At 54.4% G+C, this 17,847-nt stretch carries 14 protein-coding genes and 1 pseudogene; 5 read left to right on the top strand and 10 right to left on the bottom strand.

Annotation, left to right across the window (positions count from 1 at the left end; translation table 11 throughout):
- Nucleotides 1–241: 241 nt before the first annotated feature.
- Together ACR0EL_RS20695 and ACR0EL_RS20690 are read right to left on the bottom strand one after the other, a co-directional pair.
- A protein-coding gene (locus ACR0EL_RS20695) for an IS5 family transposase (protein ID WP_480501982.1) occupies nucleotides 242–990 on the bottom strand; the annotation gives its coding sequence in 2 pieces (ribosomal slippage) (nucleotides 242–669 and nucleotides 669–990; 750 coding nt in all).
- Nucleotides 991–1,053: 63 nt separating this feature from the next.
- Complete coding sequence (locus ACR0EL_RS20690; RefSeq protein WP_480501980.1) at nucleotides 1,054–3,801, bottom strand: cation-transporting P-type ATPase; 2,748 nt, start codon at nucleotides 3,799–3,801, stop codon at nucleotides 1,054–1,056.
- Between the two features lie 401 nt (nucleotides 3,802–4,202).
- Between ACR0EL_RS20690 and ACR0EL_RS20685 the strand changes: the two genes are divergently transcribed.
- Nucleotides 4,203–4,580 (top strand): SnoaL-like domain-containing protein, encoded by a 378-nt coding sequence (locus tag ACR0EL_RS20685; protein WP_480501978.1) that lies wholly within the window; start codon nucleotides 4,203–4,205, stop codon nucleotides 4,578–4,580.
- Nucleotides 4,581–4,766: 186 nt separating this feature from the next.
- The gene (locus ACR0EL_RS20680; RefSeq protein WP_480501976.1) at nucleotides 4,767–6,560 is read left to right on the top strand and encodes a PHA/PHB synthase family protein; all 1,794 of its coding nucleotides are present in this window, start codon (nucleotides 4,767–4,769) and stop codon (nucleotides 6,558–6,560) included.
- 163 nt (nucleotides 6,561–6,723) lie between these two features.
- Here the strand turns inward: ACR0EL_RS20680 and ACR0EL_RS20675 are convergent, their stop codons facing one another.
- From ACR0EL_RS20675 to ACR0EL_RS20660, 4 genes are all read right to left on the bottom strand, one after another.
- Entirely contained in the window at nucleotides 6,724–7,152 is a 429-nt protein-coding gene (locus ACR0EL_RS20675; RefSeq protein ID WP_480501974.1) for a phasin family protein, read from the bottom strand.
- Between the two features lie 143 nt (nucleotides 7,153–7,295).
- Nucleotides 7,296–8,420, bottom strand: coding sequence for an ABC transporter permease (locus ACR0EL_RS20670; RefSeq protein ID WP_480501972.1), 1,125 nt, complete (start codon nucleotides 8,418–8,420; stop codon nucleotides 7,296–7,298).
- Complete coding sequence (rbbA, locus tag ACR0EL_RS20665) at nucleotides 8,421–11,117, bottom strand: ribosome-associated ATPase/putative transporter RbbA (protein ID WP_480501970.1); 2,697 nt, start codon at nucleotides 11,115–11,117, stop codon at nucleotides 8,421–8,423.
- On the bottom strand, nucleotides 11,114–12,109 hold the full coding sequence (locus tag ACR0EL_RS20660; protein ID WP_480501968.1) for an HlyD family secretion protein: 996 nt from the start codon (nucleotides 12,107–12,109) through the stop codon (nucleotides 11,114–11,116). Before ACR0EL_RS20660 ends, rbbA begins: the two co-directional genes overlap by 4 nt.
- Nucleotides 12,110–12,339: 230 nt before the next feature.
- On the opposite strand from ACR0EL_RS20660, the gene ACR0EL_RS20655 reads away from it, so the two are divergent.
- The gene (locus tag ACR0EL_RS20655) at nucleotides 12,340–13,326 is read left to right on the top strand and encodes a zinc-dependent alcohol dehydrogenase family protein (protein WP_480501966.1); all 987 of its coding nucleotides are present in this window, start codon (nucleotides 12,340–12,342) and stop codon (nucleotides 13,324–13,326) included.
- A gap of 364 nt (nucleotides 13,327–13,690) precedes the next feature.
- On the opposite strand, the gene ACR0EL_RS20650 is transcribed toward ACR0EL_RS20655, so the two are convergent.
- Genes ACR0EL_RS20650 through ACR0EL_RS20635 form a run of 4 tightly spaced genes read right to left on the bottom strand, consistent with a single transcriptional unit; the run spans nucleotide 13,691 to nucleotide 16,272 of the window.
- A complete protein-coding gene (locus ACR0EL_RS20650; protein ID WP_480501964.1) occupies nucleotides 13,691–14,314 on the bottom strand; it encodes a class I SAM-dependent methyltransferase in 624 nt (207 codons plus the stop codon).
- Nucleotides 14,315–14,323: 9 nt separating this feature from the next.
- Nucleotides 14,324–15,070: a CDP-diacylglycerol--serine O-phosphatidyltransferase gene (gene pssA, locus ACR0EL_RS20645; protein WP_480501962.1), complete on the bottom strand. Its 747-nt coding sequence runs from the start codon at nucleotides 15,068–15,070 to the stop codon at nucleotides 14,324–14,326.
- Nucleotides 15,071–15,078: 8 nt separating this feature from the next.
- Complete coding sequence (locus tag ACR0EL_RS20640) at nucleotides 15,079–15,756, bottom strand: phosphatidylserine decarboxylase (RefSeq protein WP_353011087.1); 678 nt, start codon at nucleotides 15,754–15,756, stop codon at nucleotides 15,079–15,081.
- A gap of 18 nt (nucleotides 15,757–15,774) precedes the next feature.
- Nucleotides 15,775–16,272, bottom strand: a complete 498-nt coding sequence (locus ACR0EL_RS20635) for a hypothetical protein (RefSeq protein ID WP_480501960.1) — start codon at nucleotides 16,270–16,272, stop codon at nucleotides 15,775–15,777.
- A gap of 250 nt (nucleotides 16,273–16,522) precedes the next feature.
- Here ACR0EL_RS20635 and ACR0EL_RS20630 point away from each other — a divergent pair, with 250 nt between their 5' ends.
- Entirely contained in the window at nucleotides 16,523–17,344 is an 822-nt protein-coding gene (locus ACR0EL_RS20630) for a type IV toxin-antitoxin system AbiEi family antitoxin domain-containing protein (RefSeq protein ID WP_480501958.1), read from the top strand.
- Nucleotides 17,334–17,747 (top strand): annotated as a pseudogene (locus ACR0EL_RS20625) (nucleotidyl transferase AbiEii/AbiGii toxin family protein); the annotation flags it as partial. The gene ACR0EL_RS20630 and the pseudogene ACR0EL_RS20625, both read left to right, overlap by 11 nt.
- Nucleotides 17,748–17,847: the final 100 nt, after the last annotated feature.

The raw sequence follows: 17,847 nt of genomic DNA, 5'->3' as shown, positions 1-17,847 counted from the left end.
GTACCTAACCATTCCGTTTCCGATATGGCCTCTGGGATGTGTCGCAAGCATTTGGGACGGTCAAAGTCAGCGATTTACTGAATACACCTATCCTGTGATCTCGGCGAATAGCTGGAAGCCAGACGTCGTATTGCTGGGGAACTACCGCCTCCGGATCATGTTGGCGACCTCGATGCGGATCTGTTGCTAAGTTTTGACCGGCAATGGTGATAGCTTTGTATCGGCGAGCTAGGGTCAGGATTCATAACCAGTATATGACGGTTGCCGCGAGTGCGATGGCTGATAGGAAGACCTTGGGACAACGGTCGTAGCGTGTTGCCGCGCGCCTCCAATCCTTAAGCCTGCCAAACATGATCTTAATCCGGTTACGCCGTTTGTATCGGCGTTTGTCGTATTTGACCGGCGTCTTGCGTTGCTTTCGACCGGGGAAGCAGGCGCGTATGCCCTTGTCTTTCAATGCATCTCGAAGCCAGTCGGCGTCATAGCCGCGATCCCCGAGCAGCCAATCCACGTTTGGTATGCTGCTGAGCAGACCGATGTAATCGCTGACTTGCCCGGCAGTGACGAACAGGTTGAGCGGGCGACCTTCGCTATCACAGATAGCGTGCAGCTTTGTATTCATACCGCCTTTGGTTCTGCCAATCAGGCGGCCACGCCCCCCTTTTTGACGCCCAAGCCGGACGCCGTACGATGGGCTTTTAGATATGTGGCGTCGATCATGACCGTTTTCTTTTCACCGTGCTCAGCGGCCAGACCAGCCATCATTCGTGCGAAGATGCCTTTCTCGCTCCAACGCTTCCACCGGCTGTATAGCGTCTTGTGAGGCCCGTATTCCTTGGGCGCATCTCGCCAATGCAACCCATTGCGATTGATAAAGATAATCCCGCTCAGTACCCTTCTATCGTCGACCCGTGGCTTGCCGTGCGACTTCGGGAAGAAAGGGGAAAGCTTGGCCATCTGCTCGTCTGTCAGCCAATAAAGGTCGTTCATGAAATCGCTCCGTTTTTGGAGCAGTCAATCACCCAGCGCTGCCAAAATCAATGCATCCTGACCCTAGCGAGCCCGATGACTGAACATCTTCTGATGCCGCGCCCCCAAGGTGAGGGCGAGTTGTTTCTCCAACTCAAGCAGGACAAACAGCGCAATACCCAAGCCAATAATGAGGAGGCCATCTTGGAGACTGACGGCAGCGGTCCCCAGTACATTCTGAAAACCCGGCACGTAAGTTGCAGCGAGTTGAGCTGCGGAGACGGTGACCACACATGCCCAAACGATGGGCGTGCCTCGGATTGCCTTCCAAGTCAGAGAGGTGCCATAGATGTTGCGTACAAAGAAAAGGTGGAAAATTTCCATTACTACCAATGTGTTTAGCGCCAGCGTTTGCGCCAGCTCCAGCGAATAGCCCTGCTTTTCGGCATAGGTAAAAATGCTGAAGACCCCGGCCAAAAACAGACCGGAAACAAGCATGATATGCCAGACCAACTCGCCGCCCAGGATCGGTGCATCTCGTGGCCGGGGCGGTCGAAGCATTGTGCTTTCTTCGGTCGGCTCAAAAGCGAGTGCAATGCCAAGTGTTACGGCAGTTATGAGATTGATCCACAGTATCTGTATTGGCGAAACGGGTAGTGTAAGTCCCAGCAAAAGTGCGACGATGACAACCAGTGCTTCACCTCCGCTCGTAGGCAGCAGCCAACTGATTACCTTTTTTATGTTGTCAAACACCGTGCGACCTTCGCGTACCGCTGCAGCGATCGTTGCAAAGTTATCATCAGCGAGAACGACGTCGGCGGCTTCCTTCGCGGCTTCGGATCCTTTTCTGCCCATGGCAATACCAACATCAGCGCGTTTCAGTGCTGGTGCGTCGTTGACGCCATCGCCCGTCATGGCAACCGTCAGGCCTTGCGCCTGCAGCGCATGGACTAGGCGCAATTTGTGCTCAGGGTTTGTGCGCGCAAAGATATCAGTATGCAGAACTGCCACGGACAATGCGGTGTCGTCCATCTTATCGATCTGTGCACCGCTCAGAGTGTTATGGGCGTGAACCAGACCGATATTCTGACCTATTGCTGCGGCTGTACCGGCGTGATCACCAGTTATCATTTTGACTGCAATTCCTGCGTTCTGACAGGCGGCAATGGCATGTTTCGCTTCTTTACGAGGTGGATCGATTAGGCCAACAAGACCCAGGAAGACCAGATCATCCGAAAAGTCCTGCGGCGTTAGACATGTCTCACCTTCGTGTGCAGGACGGAAGGCGAACGCCAATACCCGGCACCCTGCCGAGGCAAAGCGATCTTCGATCGCGGACCATGTTTCGTGGTCAATTGGCTGCGCGCTGCCATCGGCGTCGAGCTGCGTTTCGCAAAGAGACAGCAGCGTCTCGGGCGCGCCTTTGACAAAGACCTTACGTGCTCCGGTCTCACTCTGATCCAGCGTCGCCATAAAACGCCGTTGCGCATCGAAGGGTAGAACATCGCAGCGGTTCCAAGATGCCCGCGCCCCGCCCAATGGGCCTAGGACCTTTGCGGCGAAGGACAGAAGCGCACCCTCCATCGGGTCGCCGTTTACATCCCAAACACCGGATCGTTGTTCAAGCGTCGCGTCGTTGCAGCAGACCGCGACGGTTGCCAAATCCCGCAGGGTCGGCGGCAGTGTCTGTATCGGCTCCGAACCATCGCCCACAATAGCACCGGCGGGATCATAGCCGTCGCCATGAATGTCAAAGCAGTGACTTCCAACAGCAACATTGGTCACCACCATTTCGTTGCGGGTCAGGGTGCCGGTCTTGTCTGTACAGATGACCGAGACCGAGCCAATCGTCTCGATTGCGGGAAGGCGCCGGACAATGGCATTGCGGCGTGCCATGGACTGCACGCCGATCGCCAGCGTGATGGTCAGGACCGCAGGAAGCCCCTCGGGAATTGCCGCAACCGATAGACCAATGACCGCCATGAACAAATCAATGAAACTGTAGTCAGCCACGAAATAGCCGAAAGCCATAAGGGTCGCGGCCACGGCCAGTATGAAAAGTGTGAGCCAGCGCGCAAAGGTATCCATTTGGCGTACCAGCGGCGTTGTGAGTGTCTCGACCTCAGAGATCATCCGGCTAATGCGCCCGGTCTCGGTCCGTCCGCCTGTTGCTGTTACGACGCCGCGTCCCTGGCCGGCCGTTATCAAAGTGCCGCCAAACACCATGCCACTCTGGTCGCCAAGTGGTGCGTCTGCGTCAGTTGCTATGTCTTCTTTGTCAACGGCGACGGACTCGCCTGTCAGAATAGATTCTTGTGCCTTCATGCCATGCGCTTCGATCAGGCGCATATCGGCAGGGGGCTTGTCACCGGCTTCGAGTAGAACGATGTCGCCGGGAACAACTTCGGCACCATTGATTGTGATCCGCCGCCCATCACGTAAGACTGCAGCCTTTGGGGCAAGCATCTGATGGATCGCATCCATTGCCTTTTCAGCCCGACCCTCCTGCACGAACCCGATGCAGGCATTGGCCAGAATAACGGCAAGAATGACGACAGTGTCCACCAGATGCCCCAGTAAAAAGGTTATAGCTGCTGACCCGATAAGCACGTAGATCAGAACGTTGTGGAAATGTGCCAGGAACCGCAGGATCACATTTTTCCTTTTTGACGGCGGCGGCTCGTTGCGTCCGAATTTCTCAAGACGCAGTTTGGCTTGTTCTGATGTAAGTCCGGTGGACGTTGTTTGCAGGTCCTTTAGCACATCAGCACTTTCTTGCGTGTGCGACAGGGCCCCAGATGCTTCAGGCAGAACTTTAAGGCGTTCTGGCATTTCAAACTCCGTTTAAGACACGTCTCAGCGATGTCGTTGCCGCAGTGAACTTGGGATTGATACGCCTTCGCGGCGATGGCGTAGTCGCTCCGTCACGACAGACTGATGGTTAAGCGATTCCTTTGTACGTGGTCCTGCCTTGGCCGTATTTGATATGGTTCAAATCAACGATGCGAGAATAATGTGCGCACGTTATTAAGCTTCCATTGTGCAATTCGCATTGCGTGCGTTGTGTCGCAATGCGGTGACGTTCCGGCTCCAAAGGCATCCTTCGGTTCCATCGCGTGAATGGGGCGCGCAGGCCGTACAATCAGAGGATCAGGGCGGTTCCATTTTTGATCTTCGTCAAGGTTGAACACAGCGCACAGAGGTACAGTCATCAACATAACAGGAGGTCTCTCATGGAAGCGCTAGTTGAAATAGGCCGGGCATTTGTTCAGTCGATGCGTGATCGCAAAGGCTTAACAAGCGTTGACGCGATGTACGCTGAAAACGCTCAATCCGTAGAGGCGGTTGTGCCTCCGGTACGGCAGTTTCGGATTGCAAAGGGACGGGACGCCATCAAGGCGAAGCGAGAAGACTGGCTGAAAACGCATGAAATCTTGGAACTTCATGCCGACGGCCCCTATGTTCATCCCCCCAATCGCTTTGGGGTGCGTTTCAATGCCGAAGTCGTGCAGAAAGACACGGGACAAAGCATGACTCTTAGCGAGATTGCCATTTATTCCGTTGAGGAAGGCAAGATTGTGCTGGAAGAGTTCTTTATGCTGCCGAAATAGAGAAAGATGCATAGCAATGCGGTTTGCCAAACGCTTGCTGCTACTGCAGGAGGGGGCGGAGCCTCCGTGCGGCGGCAACAAATATCTCCAATGAAGAAGGGCGGTTGCCTGGTCGCTCCGGGTCTGGTGGCCGCGAAGGTTTAGGATCGCAGCTTCATAGAACTTTGCCCAGACTGGAGAACCCAGATGACAGAAGTATCTCCTAACAAGCTGAATGCTAAAGGCAAGATTCCTGCGGCAGACACTGGGCAGAATAACGCCCGACACCCCTATGAGAAACTTGACCGCGCTACGCGTGCGGCGCTTGCCCGTGCCACCGCCGGTGTATCGCCGCATTCGATTATGGCCACTTGGATGGATTGGGCCCTGCATCTGGGTCGTTCCCCCGGGCGCCAGCTTGAACTGACAGAGCGCGCCGCGCGCGATACCGCAAAACTCTGGGTTTATGCCTGCGAGATGGCGATTGGAGCAAAAGCTGCTCCGCCGTTTCAGCCACGCAAGCAAGACCACCGCTTCAGTGCACCCGGCTGGCAGAAGGTGCCATTTTCTCTATGGCAGCAAGCTTTTCTGAGCGCACAGGACTGGTGGCAGGCAGCAACGGACGAAATGCCGGGCATCGCGCCGCGCGACGCGGAACGAGCTCAGTTTCAGATCCGCCAGGCCCTTGATCTTATCTCCCCGTCTAATTTCCCGTGGTCAAACCCGGAAATCATCAACCGCACCTTCCAGACAGGTGGTCGCAATTTGATAGAGGGCAGTACTCATTTCCTTGAAGATGTTGCCCATACCATAACGCAACAACACGAACCTGCCCCTCAGGGTTATAAAGTCGGCAAAGACCTTGCGGCGACTCCCGGCAGGGTCGTTTTTCGAAACGATCTGTTCGAGCTGATTCAATACACGCCACGCACCAAGAGCGTACAGGCGGAACCTATCCTTTTTATACCTGCCTGGATCATGAAGTACTATGTGCTCGACCTTTCTCCGGAAAACTCCATGGTGCGTTACCTGGTCGAGCAAGGCTTTACCGTGTTCATGATGTCCTGGGTCAATCCGACGGCTGATCAGGCTGATCTCAGCCTTGAGGATTATCGCCTGAACGGCGTTATGGCCGCGATCGACGCCGTCGAAAAGACTGTGCCGGGCCAAAAGATACACGCCAATGGATATTGCCTTGGCGGTACACTTCTGGCGATTGCAGCTGCGGTGATGCAACGTGATGGCGATGACCGGCTTGCCAGCATCACACTCATGGCAGCGCAGGTTGATTTTGCCGAGGCCGGTGAGCTTTTGCTGTTTATCGACGACAGCCAAGTCGCTTTTGTCGAAGACCTGATGTGGTTGCAGGGATGTTTGGACCGCCCCCAGATGTCCCGGACTTTTACAACTATCCGCGCCGAAGACCTGATCTATGCGCGGGCAGTGCGGCGCTATTTTTTGGGTGAAGACGATCTTCCAACAGATCTGACCGTCTGGAACAATGATACAACCCGGATGCCCGCACGGATGCATTCCGAGTATCTGCGCGGACTGTTCTTGGAAAACCGACTGAGCGCCGGACGGTTCGCCGTCGAAGGACGGGTTGTCGCGCTTAAGGACATACGCGTTCCCATGTTTGTGGTCGGAACGGAATCGGATCACATTGCTCCATGGCGCTCAGTTTATAAGATACGGCTTTTTACTGACGGGGATCTGACCTTCGTGCTGACCAATGGCGGTCACAATGGCGGTATCCTGAGCGAGCCGGGGCACAAGCATCGCCACTATCGTCAGGGCCACAGACCGGCGGACGCGCTGTATACCTCACCAGATGATTGGCTGGAAGCGACGGAAATAAGACAAGGGTCCTGGTGGCCCGCGATGGCGGATTGGATAAAAAGCCTTTCGTCAGGTGAAACTGCGCCCCCGCCGATGGGTGGGAAACGAAAGGGCGTCGAAAAACTGCCTAAAGCGCCGGGCACTTACATTCATCAGACCTGAATGCCAGGTCGCTGCTTTGCATGTTCAATCACGTGTGGAGAAACACTCAAAACTGCCAGTGCGCTATCGCAATAGTGGTCACTCTGGTTGGCCAGCGACACGTGCAAGGTCACATGGCACCAGCCTGTAAAAGACGGGCTTCGTCAAACGGGTTTGATCGGTTTTAGCTTTTGGATTTGCCCGCAGCCTTGAAGGCAGCTTCCATGCTTTCGCCGATGGCGTCTGCCTCTGTTTCGCTTACGTGTTTTGCACAGCGTGACACCATGTCGAACCACTCACGTGCATCTTCCACCATTCGTTCCATGGAATGACGTTGCCATTCGGCGACGGCCTGCATCGTTTTGGCCGGATCTGGACTGTCGCCAGTCGTGGTTTCCCGGGCTGTTTGCAGCGCAGTGCGTGCAGCTTCGTGGCGGCGTTTGAACCAGAGACGGGAGTATTCTTCCGCCTCGCTCAGCAGATGGTCCTGCGCTTTCCAAAACTGTTCGATCTGCGGTGCAACCACCGGGTTCATGGACATCACGCCACGCATGGATTTCAACACGTCGATCAGGGCTTCCTGTGTCTCGGATTTGACTGATTTTGTGGGCATTTGAACTCTCCCTAGAAAGAAGACAATGAGCCAATTTTACCATGCCCTCAGGCGCATTCACATTAACCGAGATCAAATTCGCGAAGTATTTGCGCGCTGTCGTTACCAATATGCCTGAGGACGGCATATGCGACCGGTTCATATCAGCTCATCCGAGCGACCGACCTTCGGAACATAAACAGGCTTGTCATTAACAATGCCAAACCCAACACAGTCATCCAAACGAATTCCGGCCAGACCGTTTCAACACCAGCACCTTTGAAAACGATTGCTTGGCTGGCTGACATATAGTGGCGCGACGGCAGAAACAGCGTTCCGGTTTGCAGCCAGGCTGGTTGCCCTTCGACAGGTGTTTCCCCTCCGGACAGCATAAGCATTGGCAGGACAATCAGCATGACCAGGAGCGCAAACTGTGCCATCGAGCATGCAATCGTAGCCAAAAAGACCCCAAGCGCTGTGGCTGTAAACAGAAACAGCGCCGTTCCACAAAGAAACAGTGTTTTTGATCCGGCAATTTGAATATCCAGCGAGCCCTGCATTACGAAAATCAACGATAGCCCGGCAGCGATCAAGACAACGGCGGCATTGGCCCAGATCTTGGCCATCGCGATGTCGAGCGGGGTCAGAGGCATGGCCAGCAGATGCTCAATTGTTCCGTGCTCTCTCTCCCGGATCATGGCGGCACCCGTCAGGATGGTCGTGAGCCACATGATCTGACCGATCAGTGCAACAATGCCTGCAAAACGCACTGTATCTCTGTTTTGGTTGAAGGCGCTTCTTAGTATGACATTGATTGAAGGGGGATCCACTAGATCGACCCCTATTGCAAAGCGATGGATCTCGGCGCTCAGAATATTGGTGATGTAGTTGGCGCCGATACCTGCCTGCTCCATGGCCGTGGCGTCTATCAGAACCTGAATCTCTGGCGTGCGCCTGGCACGCAGGTCTCTTTCGAACCCCGGCGGAATGGCGACAATAAAGATAAACCGCCCGGCATCCATATGCTTTGGGCCAGTCCCCGGTTCAATTTGCACGACCGGTTGAAACTCCGGCGGGAAAAACGCGGTGGCAAGGGTGCGCGACAATGGAGAGTTGTCCTCATCTGCAAATGCGATCGAGGCATTGTTCACCGAGCTTGCAACGCCTGTTGCCTCCATGATCGGAGCCAGCGTGAACGACCAGACCAGCAAGGCCATCATCACCCAATCGCGGCGCAGGCTCATTATTTCCTTAAGCCCTAGCCAGAATATGCAATAGAGGCGTTGCACTCACTTCTCCTGCGCACGGAGGCAAAGGGCGGCGATTAGTGTCAGTATCGGTCCGAAACAGGCAAGCGCCAGAATGTCGGGTGCAAGAGATTCCCAACCCAATCCTTTGGTGAACGCGCCGACGTTCAAATGCAGAAAGTAAGAAGACGGCCAGAGCGAACCGATGAGCTGCGCGCCCCCTTCCAATGTGGAAACAGGTTGCAACAGGCCTGAGAACTGGATGGTCGGCACAACCGAAGCGATGGCTGTCGCAAATGTTGCCGCTACCTGACTGGATGTCATTGTGGCAATCAGCAATCCGTAGGATGTCGTTGCCCAGACATATAAAAACGCACCAACAGCCAGCGCAATGGGGTCACCTTTGAGCGGCACGCCGAAGACGAAGATGGTCATCGCTGCCAGAAGCAGAAAGTTCGCGAAAGCAATTACAATGTAGGGGATTTGCTTACCGATCAGGAATTCGAGGCGAGTCGTCGGCGTTACGTAGAAGTTCACCACAGATCCCAGCTCGCGTTCACGCGCGACGCTGACCGCTGTCAAGACGGCCGGCAACATGATAAGCAGAATCGCCGGCATGGCCGGGGCCATTGCTGCAATGCTCTCAAAACTCTGATTGTAGCGAAATCGTGGTTCAATCCGGGCAATCTCGAAGTCACGTTGGCCGGTGTTACGGGCGTATTCATCCAGAAAGGTCTGATGCAGCCCCGTGACATATCCTTCAACCGTCTCGCCCTTGAACGGAATGGCACCATCGACTGTCGCGAGGACCTGTGTCAGCTCTCCTGTGCGCAGCTTACGGCCAAAGTCTGGTGGCAACTCTATGACCAGTGAAACGTCTCCGGCCTTTAGCCGGTTGCGCCCTTCCACAGCGTTGTTCAAAGGGGGCGTGGGTTTGAAGTAGGACGACCCCGCGAACTCAGTCGCATAGGCCCGGCTTTCAGGACCCTGAGAAAGGTCCAGGACCGCAAAATCCAGTTCTTCAATGTCCAGCGTAATGCCAAAGCAGAAAACTAACATCAAAATGGCAGACCCTAGAAACGCAAAGGCAAGGCGAACAGGATCGCGCGCCACTTCGACGGCCTCGCGTCGTGTATAAGCCAGTGCACGCCCGACACTCCCGCCCACATGTTTGGAGCTGGTCGCTACATCAACTTTCGGCGCTGCAACCGGCGCTGGTTTTTCCGCCGCCTCTAGAATTGAGATGAAGGCCTCCTCAAGGCTGTCTGCACCTTCGGCGGCGATCAGTTCGGCTGGTGCGCCTTCGGCCAAGACCTGGCCTGCATGCATGAACGAAACCCGGTCACATCGTTCTGCCTCTGCCATAAAGTGGGTGGAGACAAAGATCGTTACCGCGTCTTTTCGCGACAATTCAACGAGCAATGCCCAAAACGTATCTCGTGCTTCGGGGTCCACTCCGGAGGTCGGCTCATCCAAAATCAGCACGCGCGGGCGATGGATGATTGCAACAGCCAGAGATAGGCGCTGTTTGATCCCAAGGGGCAAATTGGCCGCCAAAGTATCACGATGTGCGGCCAGTCCGAAGCGTTCCGTCAACTCTGAAATACGCGCGTCACGGTCACGGATCGCAAAAATGCGGGCATGCAGCTGCAGATTCTGGTGAACAGACAATTCGCCGTATAATGAAAAAGCCTGGCTCATATACCCAATATCGCTGCGCACTTTTCGATCCCGGGCGTCAACGGGTTTGCCGAACAGCAATGCTTCACCTGAGCTGGCAGGCAGCAAACCGGTCAGCATTTTCATTGTTGTAGATTTGCCGCAGCCGTTTGATCCCAGAAACCCGAAAATCTCTCCGCGATTGATTGAAAAGTCGACACTGTTCACGGCGGTGAAATCGCCAAAGCGCCGTGTCAGCCCGCGAGCAGTGATCACCGGATCCGTTTCGATCTGTCGAACGATTGTGTGATCCGGCGCTGAACCAGACGCCTCGTTGGCCCGCAAGCGTCGGTACGCGGTTTCGAAATCCTTGTAGTTGCGCTTCAATTCGGCGGGTTTGCCCTGAAAGATGACGCGACCTGCGTCCATGGCAATGATTTGGTCAAAGCCTTCGGCCTCCTCCATATAGGCCGTTGAAACCAGAACAGAGAGCTTAGGGTTTTCCGCTCGGATCGCGCTAATCAATGCCCAGAACTGTTGACGTGACAACGGATCGACCCCGGTTGTCGGTTCATCCAGAACCAGGAGCTTGGGGTCATGAATCAATGCGCAGCACAGGCCCAGCTTCTGTTTCATCCCGCCCGAGAGTTTGCCCATCAAGCGATCCTCAAAAGGCGCAAGCCCCGTCGCCGATAGCAACGCGGCGATCCGTATATCACGTTCATCGTGTCCCTGGCTGAATAGGCCCGAGAAGAATTCCAAGTTTTCGCGTACCGACAGTTCTGAGTAGAGGTTCCGACCCAAACCTTGCGGCATGAATGCGATCGCGGGACATATACGTCGACGATGAGCGGGCTCATCAATCGCACCACCAAGTACATTGATAGATCCAGACTGCAGTTTCTTTGCCCCGGTAATCAAGCCAAGCAAAGTGGATTTGCCGACGCCATCTGGGCCGATGAAGCCAATTAGCTTCCCTGTCGGAAGATCCAGCGATACCGTGTCCAACGCGATGAGTTTTCCGTACCTATGCGTGACCCCGGCGATGCGGAATGTCGGCTCGGTGGCAGCAGAGCTCATTCGAATAACTCTTCTGGGATTGGTTGCTCGAGCGCCTCAGGCCAGGCGCTGCCACTATCGATCCGGATTACGGCGACACCGCGAAGACCTGTTTTTACATGTTCGATCCGGCTTTCAACCAAGTCCTCAGGGATTCGGACGCGGACACGAAAGACCAGTTGCTCGCGTTCATCCAGAGTCTCGACCTGTTTGGGTGTGAACTGCGCCTCGGGAGAGACAAAGCTGACATAGGCAGGTATCGCATATTCCGGCAAAGCATCGAGCACGATGCGAGCCTCGGCGCCAATGGGCAGAAGCCCGGCTTCGCGCGCGGGAAGAAAAACTTCCATATATACATTCTCAAGGCTGAGAAGTGTCAGGATAGGTTCGCCGGCACCAACGACCTCGCCGGGCTCGGCCAGTCGATAGAGAACACGTCCAGGCATCGGTGCCAGCAAAGAACTGTCTTCAATCTGTGCTTCGATTCGGCGTACTTCCGCCTCAGCGGCGGCAATCCTACTTTCCGCGGTTGCAACGCGTGCCTTGGCGGCACCCAAAACTGCGGTGGCAACTTGATGGATGGTTTCGCGTTCTTCAAAAACGGTTTCAGAGATGTTTTGCCCCGTCAGGAGTGCTTTTGCGCGTTCGAGTTCTTGGGCGGCACGGCGTTGCTCACTTTGCCGTTGCAAAACCAGCGCCTCTGCCTCTGCCCGCGTTTGAAGCGCAAGAGCGACCTCTGCCTTGGCCCGATCCAGCGCAGCGGATAGCTCATCTATATCCATCTCTGCCAGGACATCACCAATGGCAACCATGGCGCCTTCAGCCGCGAGGACATTCTCGACACGACCAGCAATAGTGGGCGCGATCTCTACCTGCTCTGCTTCAATCCGCCCATTTCCTTGAACGAATCCATCCGACAATTGGTCATTGCTGTTTGAGACAATGGAATACAGGAGCGTACCTGCGATCACGAGTGCAACCAGTGCCAGATAAACAAATGAGTACTTCTTCATGAATTCGGCGCGATTTTGTTGAGTTCGACGGTGAGTCTATCGGGCGACCGGGCCGAGGGCCTTGCGTTGGATCAAGCCAAGCTCTCATCGCCGCGTGCTACAATAACCTTGGTCCGAGACGTGGTTCCACGTCAGTGCTTGTGTGGATCGGTAATAGCCTGGTTTCTAAGTAATTCGAAACATGGGGACTTTCGAATGTGACCGAACCGTCCCTTACAAGGAACAGTATCATGACACTTGCAATGGTTTTAAGGGGTCATAGTTGCTCACTTCATCCTGAAGACATCGATATCCCGCCTCCAGGCGAGCATGAAATTCTGATCAAGATTGAAGCCTGTGGTGTCTGTCGGACTGATCTGCACGTGATGGATGGGGACCTGAAACACCCCAAACTTCCGTTGGTTCCGGGGCATGAAGTTGTCGGACGGATCCTGGAAAAAGGTGGTTCCGTTACCGGTTTAAAGACCGGACAGCGGGTCGGCGTACCTTGGCTGGGATCCACGTGTGGACAGTGTCGGTACTGCCAAAATGAACAGGAAAACCTCTGCGATGCACCAGTCTTTACAGGATATACGCGAAACGGGGGTTTCGCCGAAGCGTGCCTGGCCGATACGCGATATGTCTTTGCGCTGCCGGAAACAGCTGACCCGGTTGCGCTCGCGCCATTATTGTGCGCTGGGCTTATTGGATTTCGCTGTCTGCGAATGGCAGAAGACGCAAAGGACATCGGGTTTTATGGATTTGGAGCGGCCGCGCATATCCTCGCGCAACTTGCGATCTGGCAGGGCCGCAGCGTTTACGCACTTACCCGGCCAGGCGATATCGAGGCACAGGCCTTTGCCCGTGATCTGGGGGCGACGTGGGCCAGCGGTTCCGATGAACAGCCGCCAGTGGAGTTGGACGCCGCGATCATTTTTGCACCAGTAGGGTCACTTGTGCCAACAGCTTTACGCGCTGTGCGAAAGGGTGGGCGTGTCGTTTGCGGCGGTATTCACATGAGCGACATTCCAACCTTCCCCTACAGTGATCTGTGGGGCGAACGCTATATTCTGTCTGTCGCAAACCTCACCCGGCGAGATGGCGAAGAGTTTTTCGCCATTGTCGAAAAAGCTGATATCAAGACCCGGACACAAGTCTATGATTTGAAAGATGCCAACAAAGCGCTGGCTGACTTGCGCGCGGGTCGATTGCAGGGGGCAGCGGTACTAGTTCCCTAGCCCATTTTGACACTTCAAAAACAGGTCACCAAAACCAAAATGCTGCTTTTCTGCATTGACCACTGACAATGCAAAAAATCCGCGATCAATGTACGCCAATCATTGTACAACAAGCCCGGGATAGTTTTGTGAAACGAGTAATATTGCCCTTACCACTAGCAGGAATGGGGTGCTCTTCGGATACCGCGAAATCGGGTCGTATGGCATTCCTTGAGTTGTCTGCATCGTGCCATGGAGTTGGTGGTCGTAGGGGCGGACCTGCAGCTTACGCGCTTGATCTGAAACCCGCAGACTTAACATAAATCGCGGTACGATGTTGCTCAGTTCCCTTGTTGTTGCCGCTCCAAGTTCTTTATCAAGTCCGTTAAACAACCGCTGATTTTCTCAAAACCAGAAAAGTCATCATCCCCAACGGCGGAAGTGGCTTTTGTTCTTCGACGGTCAATGCACCCTCTTGCAATATTGTGCCAATCTCGAAATCAGAATGCCAACCGATTGTATTCGCCAGCGGGGCAAAGATGCGTTCAAGCGAGGCGAGCACCCCCCGCTCTCGTTGGAAATGGTTTGTGATCACCACTTTTCCACCTGGTTTACAGACCCTCGCAATTTCTGCCATCACCCTTTCCGGTTCTGGAACCACAGACAGCACATGCATTGCTGCAATCTTATCAAAACTGTTGTCCGGAAAATCGAGCGTTCGGGCATCCATTTGCCTTAGCTCTGCGACATGGTTTAGCGACAAATCTCTTACTTTGTCGCGGGCCTTTTGTAACATTTCTTCGCTGAAATCGATACCAGTAACCCGCGTCTCGGGTGTATAGTGTTCAAGGGACAGGCCGGTTCCTACACCAACCTCCAATACCTTTCCTGGGCGTCTGTTGATATACTCCACCGCGTGCCGCCGACCGGTGTTGGTGATGGCCCCAAACGTCTTGTCATAAACGGGTGCCCAGCGAGCGTAGGAGGTTTGAACGGCCTTGATGTCCATATCATATCCTTAACGGTTAGAAGGTGTTTCCCTGTCAAGCCACGCCCAAGCAACCATTCCTACATACCCGACACAAAGCGCGATCAGTGTGGCCCAGGCAAAGGTCAGCAGCGCGGCGCCAACAACAGCAACCCCGATGAGAAAAAACTTTGCGTTCTCGCGTGAGATCCGCGTGGTTTTAAATGACCATGTTGGAATTCGACTGATGAGCAGAAGACCGATGATCACCATGTAGAGGCAAATCGCTATACTAGGCAGCAGTGGTGCGTTCGCAAAAGCGAAAGACAGATACATTGGCAACATGACCAGCAGCGCTCCTGCAGGGGCCGGGATCCCCTCGAAGTAAGCGCTATCATGATCACAGGATTCAGATTTACTGCCCACATTGAATCGGGCTAGGCGCATGACGCAACACACCGCAAAGAACAGAACTGCAAGCCATGCCGCACTGCGTATGTCCTGCAAGGCCCAGAAATAGAGAACGAGCGGCGGGGCCACTCCGAAGTTCAAAAAATCCGCCAGTGAATCGAGCTCTGCGCCTATTTTGCTGTCACTGTTGAGTAAGCGTGCAATGCGTCCGTCCAATCCGTCCAGCACACAGGCCGCGATAATGAGTTGAACCGAAAGCACATAGTTGCCCTGAACGCCAAATCTGATTGCTGACAGGCCCGCGCAAACAGCCGTTATGGTCAGCGCATTGGGTAACAAATGGATCAGCGCAAACCCGGTCTCTTCTTGTTTAGATGGCTTTTCCACTGATCAAGCTACCTATTTTCTTCAGGCGCGGGCAAACTGGCAATGATGGTTTCACCGGCAATCATCGTTTGCCCGACACGCACCTGGGGGTCCACGCCTTCTGGAAGATAGACATCCAGCCGAGAACCGAAACGGATCAACCCAAACCGTTCTCCGGTTTGAAGTGTATCTCCCGGCTTCACGAAGCAGACGATCCGCCTGGCCACCAGACCGGCAATTTGCACAACAGCCAGATTCTGACCGTTCCTCATATGAATACGCAGACCGTTGCGTTCGTTGTCGGCGCTGGCCTTGTCCAGGGACGCGTTCAAAAACTTGCCGGGGCGATAGGCAACGGCGGTTATCTCACCCTCAACCGGCGTTCGGTTCACATGACAGTTAAAGACGCTCATGAACACACTGACACGGGTCAGAGGCGTGTCGGGCATCCCAAGTTCACTCGGCGGTACCGCCTGCTCGATCAGAGAAACCACCCCGTCCGCTGGACTGACGATCAAACCTTCTCCTATGGGGGGCACACGTTCCGGGTCGCGAAAAAAATAGTAACACCAGATTGTTAGGCCGACACCAATCCAACCCAAAATGCCTGACAAGAGAAACAGCCCGACCGTTACAGCGGCAAAGATTGCGACAAATCGAATACCTTCTGGGTGCATCGGTTTGATGAACGTATCGCGCATGCGCATCGCAAGCTTTCCCTTAGGTCAATTAACGGCACTTTCATAAGTGGATTGGTGGGGAACGCAAGTGCGGCGGGTGCAGACGGTGCGTTCTTTGAAATATCTGATGCACACCTGCTGATCGCGGCTGTTTCCTAGTGTGTCAACGACCTCATTGAGGTCAAGGTCGAACTCAATTGTCAAATCCTGGACCTGAACTGTCTGAAAGCTATCGAGGTACCGCACCGTTCGGCCTTCCTCGAATGTGATCAACTCGAGTGATCTTCCGGACCAACGCGCGATCCCGCCGCAAAGGATCTGTCTTTCAGCATCTGCAAGTTCAGCAACCGGGTCCGCAAAGAAATTGGTCCAGTTGAGAATGCCCGTACTCACGGCGCGCGCCACTGCTTGTTCAGTTGCCCTGCACCTGAGCTTGGTGTCAATCGAGTATGTCAGAGCATGCACCAATCTGGCAGAGAGGCCTGTCGGGCGGGTGATGAAGGTTGGGATCAGCCCTGATGCAAGCCTCTTCAGGATATCCATTTCTTGCTTAGATAATTTGCGACGAATGTCCGCTTGTTCGTTCGAGCCGTTGTTTGTGGCAGGTGCAGCGAACTACCGCTTTCCGCCCTTGGCGCCGGAATCTTCCATTTATCCCGGGTATTCCGATGTGTTTCCGCGCGACGCTATTTTTTTAATAATGTGTTATTTTCAGCGCTATAGACGCTTTAACTATGTACTTCTCAAAGAGTTCCTCTTGCCTTCTCTTTGAAATTATATGATTTAGGGTGTCATGAACGCTGTAAGATCGCAAAATCTGAAGAAAGTTCTCGACTCGGTGCCCGCGGGATATCTCGTCGATGCCAACTGGCTCACCGCCCACGGCATAGCCTACGAAACTTTTCGCGACTATGTAAAACGGGGCTGGCTCGAACGCGTTCACCGCGGCGTTTTTCGCCGACCTGTTCCCAATCCGCCCGCATCAAACACCATTGACTGGAAGGCCTGCCTGATCTCGATGCAACATATCATGGGCTATAATATTCATGTCGGAGGCAAAACCGCTCTCTCACAACAGGGCTACGACCACTACCTGCGTTTGGGCAATAATGCCCCCGTCTGGATCTATGGCTACAAAATACCCAACTGGCTCACGAAGCTGCCACTCAATGCGCCTATAGAAACGCGCAATACGTCGCTGTTCGCGGACCCGGCACTTGGTGTTACAAATGACGACCTAAAATCTCAAAATTCCCTCCTGTGGGACTGGCAGCTGCGCATGTCGACCCCCGAGCGGGCGGTCATGGAAGCCATTGACGAATTGCCGGGCCATGAAAGTTTTCACAACCTCGACATGGTGTTCGAGAGCTTGACGACGCTAAGACCTAAGTTGCTCTCGGCACTTTTGCTGAGCTGCAAGAAAATAAAGGTCAAGCGCCTCTTCTTCGTTGTTGCGGATCGACACAATCATCCCTGGCGCAAACGACTTGATGCTGACGCCTTCAACCTCGGGACGGGGGATCGAGCATTGGTCAAAGGTGGCCGGATACATCCGCGATATCGCATCATGGTACCCGAAGAGTTCGTCACGACAGCGGCGGAAATTGGCGCGTAGGAACTATGAATCCCAGGTCGCCCTTCTCGTGCGTGTATTGCCTTACGTCGCGAAGGAAGAGATATTCGCGCTCAAGGGCGGGACAGCAATCAACCTCTTCTATCGCGATCTACCGCGACTCTCGGTTGATATCGACCTGACATATCTGCGGATCAAAGAGCGTGAACAGAGCCTCGCCGAGATCAACGAAGCCATGGATCGTATCGCTAAGTCGATCGAAGCGGGTATCAGGGGAGCGAAGGCTCAAAGAATAAAAGGAGGTGGGGGCGGCGCCACCCGCGTGCTTGCGCGTCTGGAAGGTGCAGAAGTCAAAATCGAGACCTCGCCAGTCACGCGCGGCGTGGTTCACGACCCCGAAACCCGGGCGGTCTCCGACGCTGTAGCAGACGAGTTCGGCTATGCATGATCTCTTCTAGGGTCAGGACCCATTGATTTCCGCTTTTCGGCATGATTCATCGTTCGAAAAACGAGTGGTGACATGTCTGACCTTTTCTGGCTGAGCG

The organism is Ruegeria sp. AH12, from assembly GCF_056541465.1.
The sequence above is the reverse complement of the archived record's forward strand: the minus strand, read 5'-3'. Positions and strand labels throughout refer to the sequence as shown.

What these genes read in the sequence shown, in the direction of transcription:
- ACR0EL_RS20660 (WP_480501968.1), bottom strand. Translation starts at nt 12,109, where the DNA reads ATGAAGAAGTACTCATTTGTTTATCTGGCACTGGTTGCACTCGTGATC.
- ACR0EL_RS20680 (WP_480501976.1), top strand. Translation starts at nt 4,767, where the DNA reads ATGACAGAAGTATCTCCTAACAAGCTGAATGCTAAAGGCAAGATTCCT.
- ACR0EL_RS20650 (WP_480501964.1), bottom strand. Translation starts at nt 14,314, where the DNA reads ATGGACATCAAGGCCGTTCAAACCTCCTACGCTCGCTGGGCACCCGTT.
- ACR0EL_RS20685 (WP_480501978.1), top strand. Translation starts at nt 4,203, where the DNA reads ATGGAAGCGCTAGTTGAAATAGGCCGGGCATTTGTTCAGTCGATGCGT.
- ACR0EL_RS20655 (WP_480501966.1), top strand. Translation starts at nt 12,340, where the DNA reads ATGACACTTGCAATGGTTTTAAGGGGTCATAGTTGCTCACTTCATCCT.
- ACR0EL_RS20690 (WP_480501980.1), bottom strand. Translation starts at nt 3,801, where the DNA reads ATGCCAGAACGCCTTAAAGTTCTGCCTGAAGCATCTGGGGCCCTGTCG.
- ACR0EL_RS20640 (WP_353011087.1), bottom strand. Translation starts at nt 15,756, where the DNA reads ATGCGCATGCGCGATACGTTCATCAAACCGATGCACCCAGAAGGTATT.
- ACR0EL_RS20635 (WP_480501960.1), bottom strand. Translation starts at nt 16,272, where the DNA reads ATGGATATCCTGAAGAGGCTTGCATCAGGGCTGATCCCAACCTTCATC.
- ACR0EL_RS20630 (WP_480501958.1), top strand. Translation starts at nt 16,523, where the DNA reads ATGAACGCTGTAAGATCGCAAAATCTGAAGAAAGTTCTCGACTCGGTG.
- rbbA (WP_480501970.1), bottom strand. Translation starts at nt 11,117, where the DNA reads ATGAGCTCTGCTGCCACCGAGCCGACATTCCGCATCGCCGGGGTCACG.
- ACR0EL_RS20675 (WP_480501974.1), bottom strand. Translation starts at nt 7,152, where the DNA reads ATGCCCACAAAATCAGTCAAATCCGAGACACAGGAAGCCCTGATCGAC.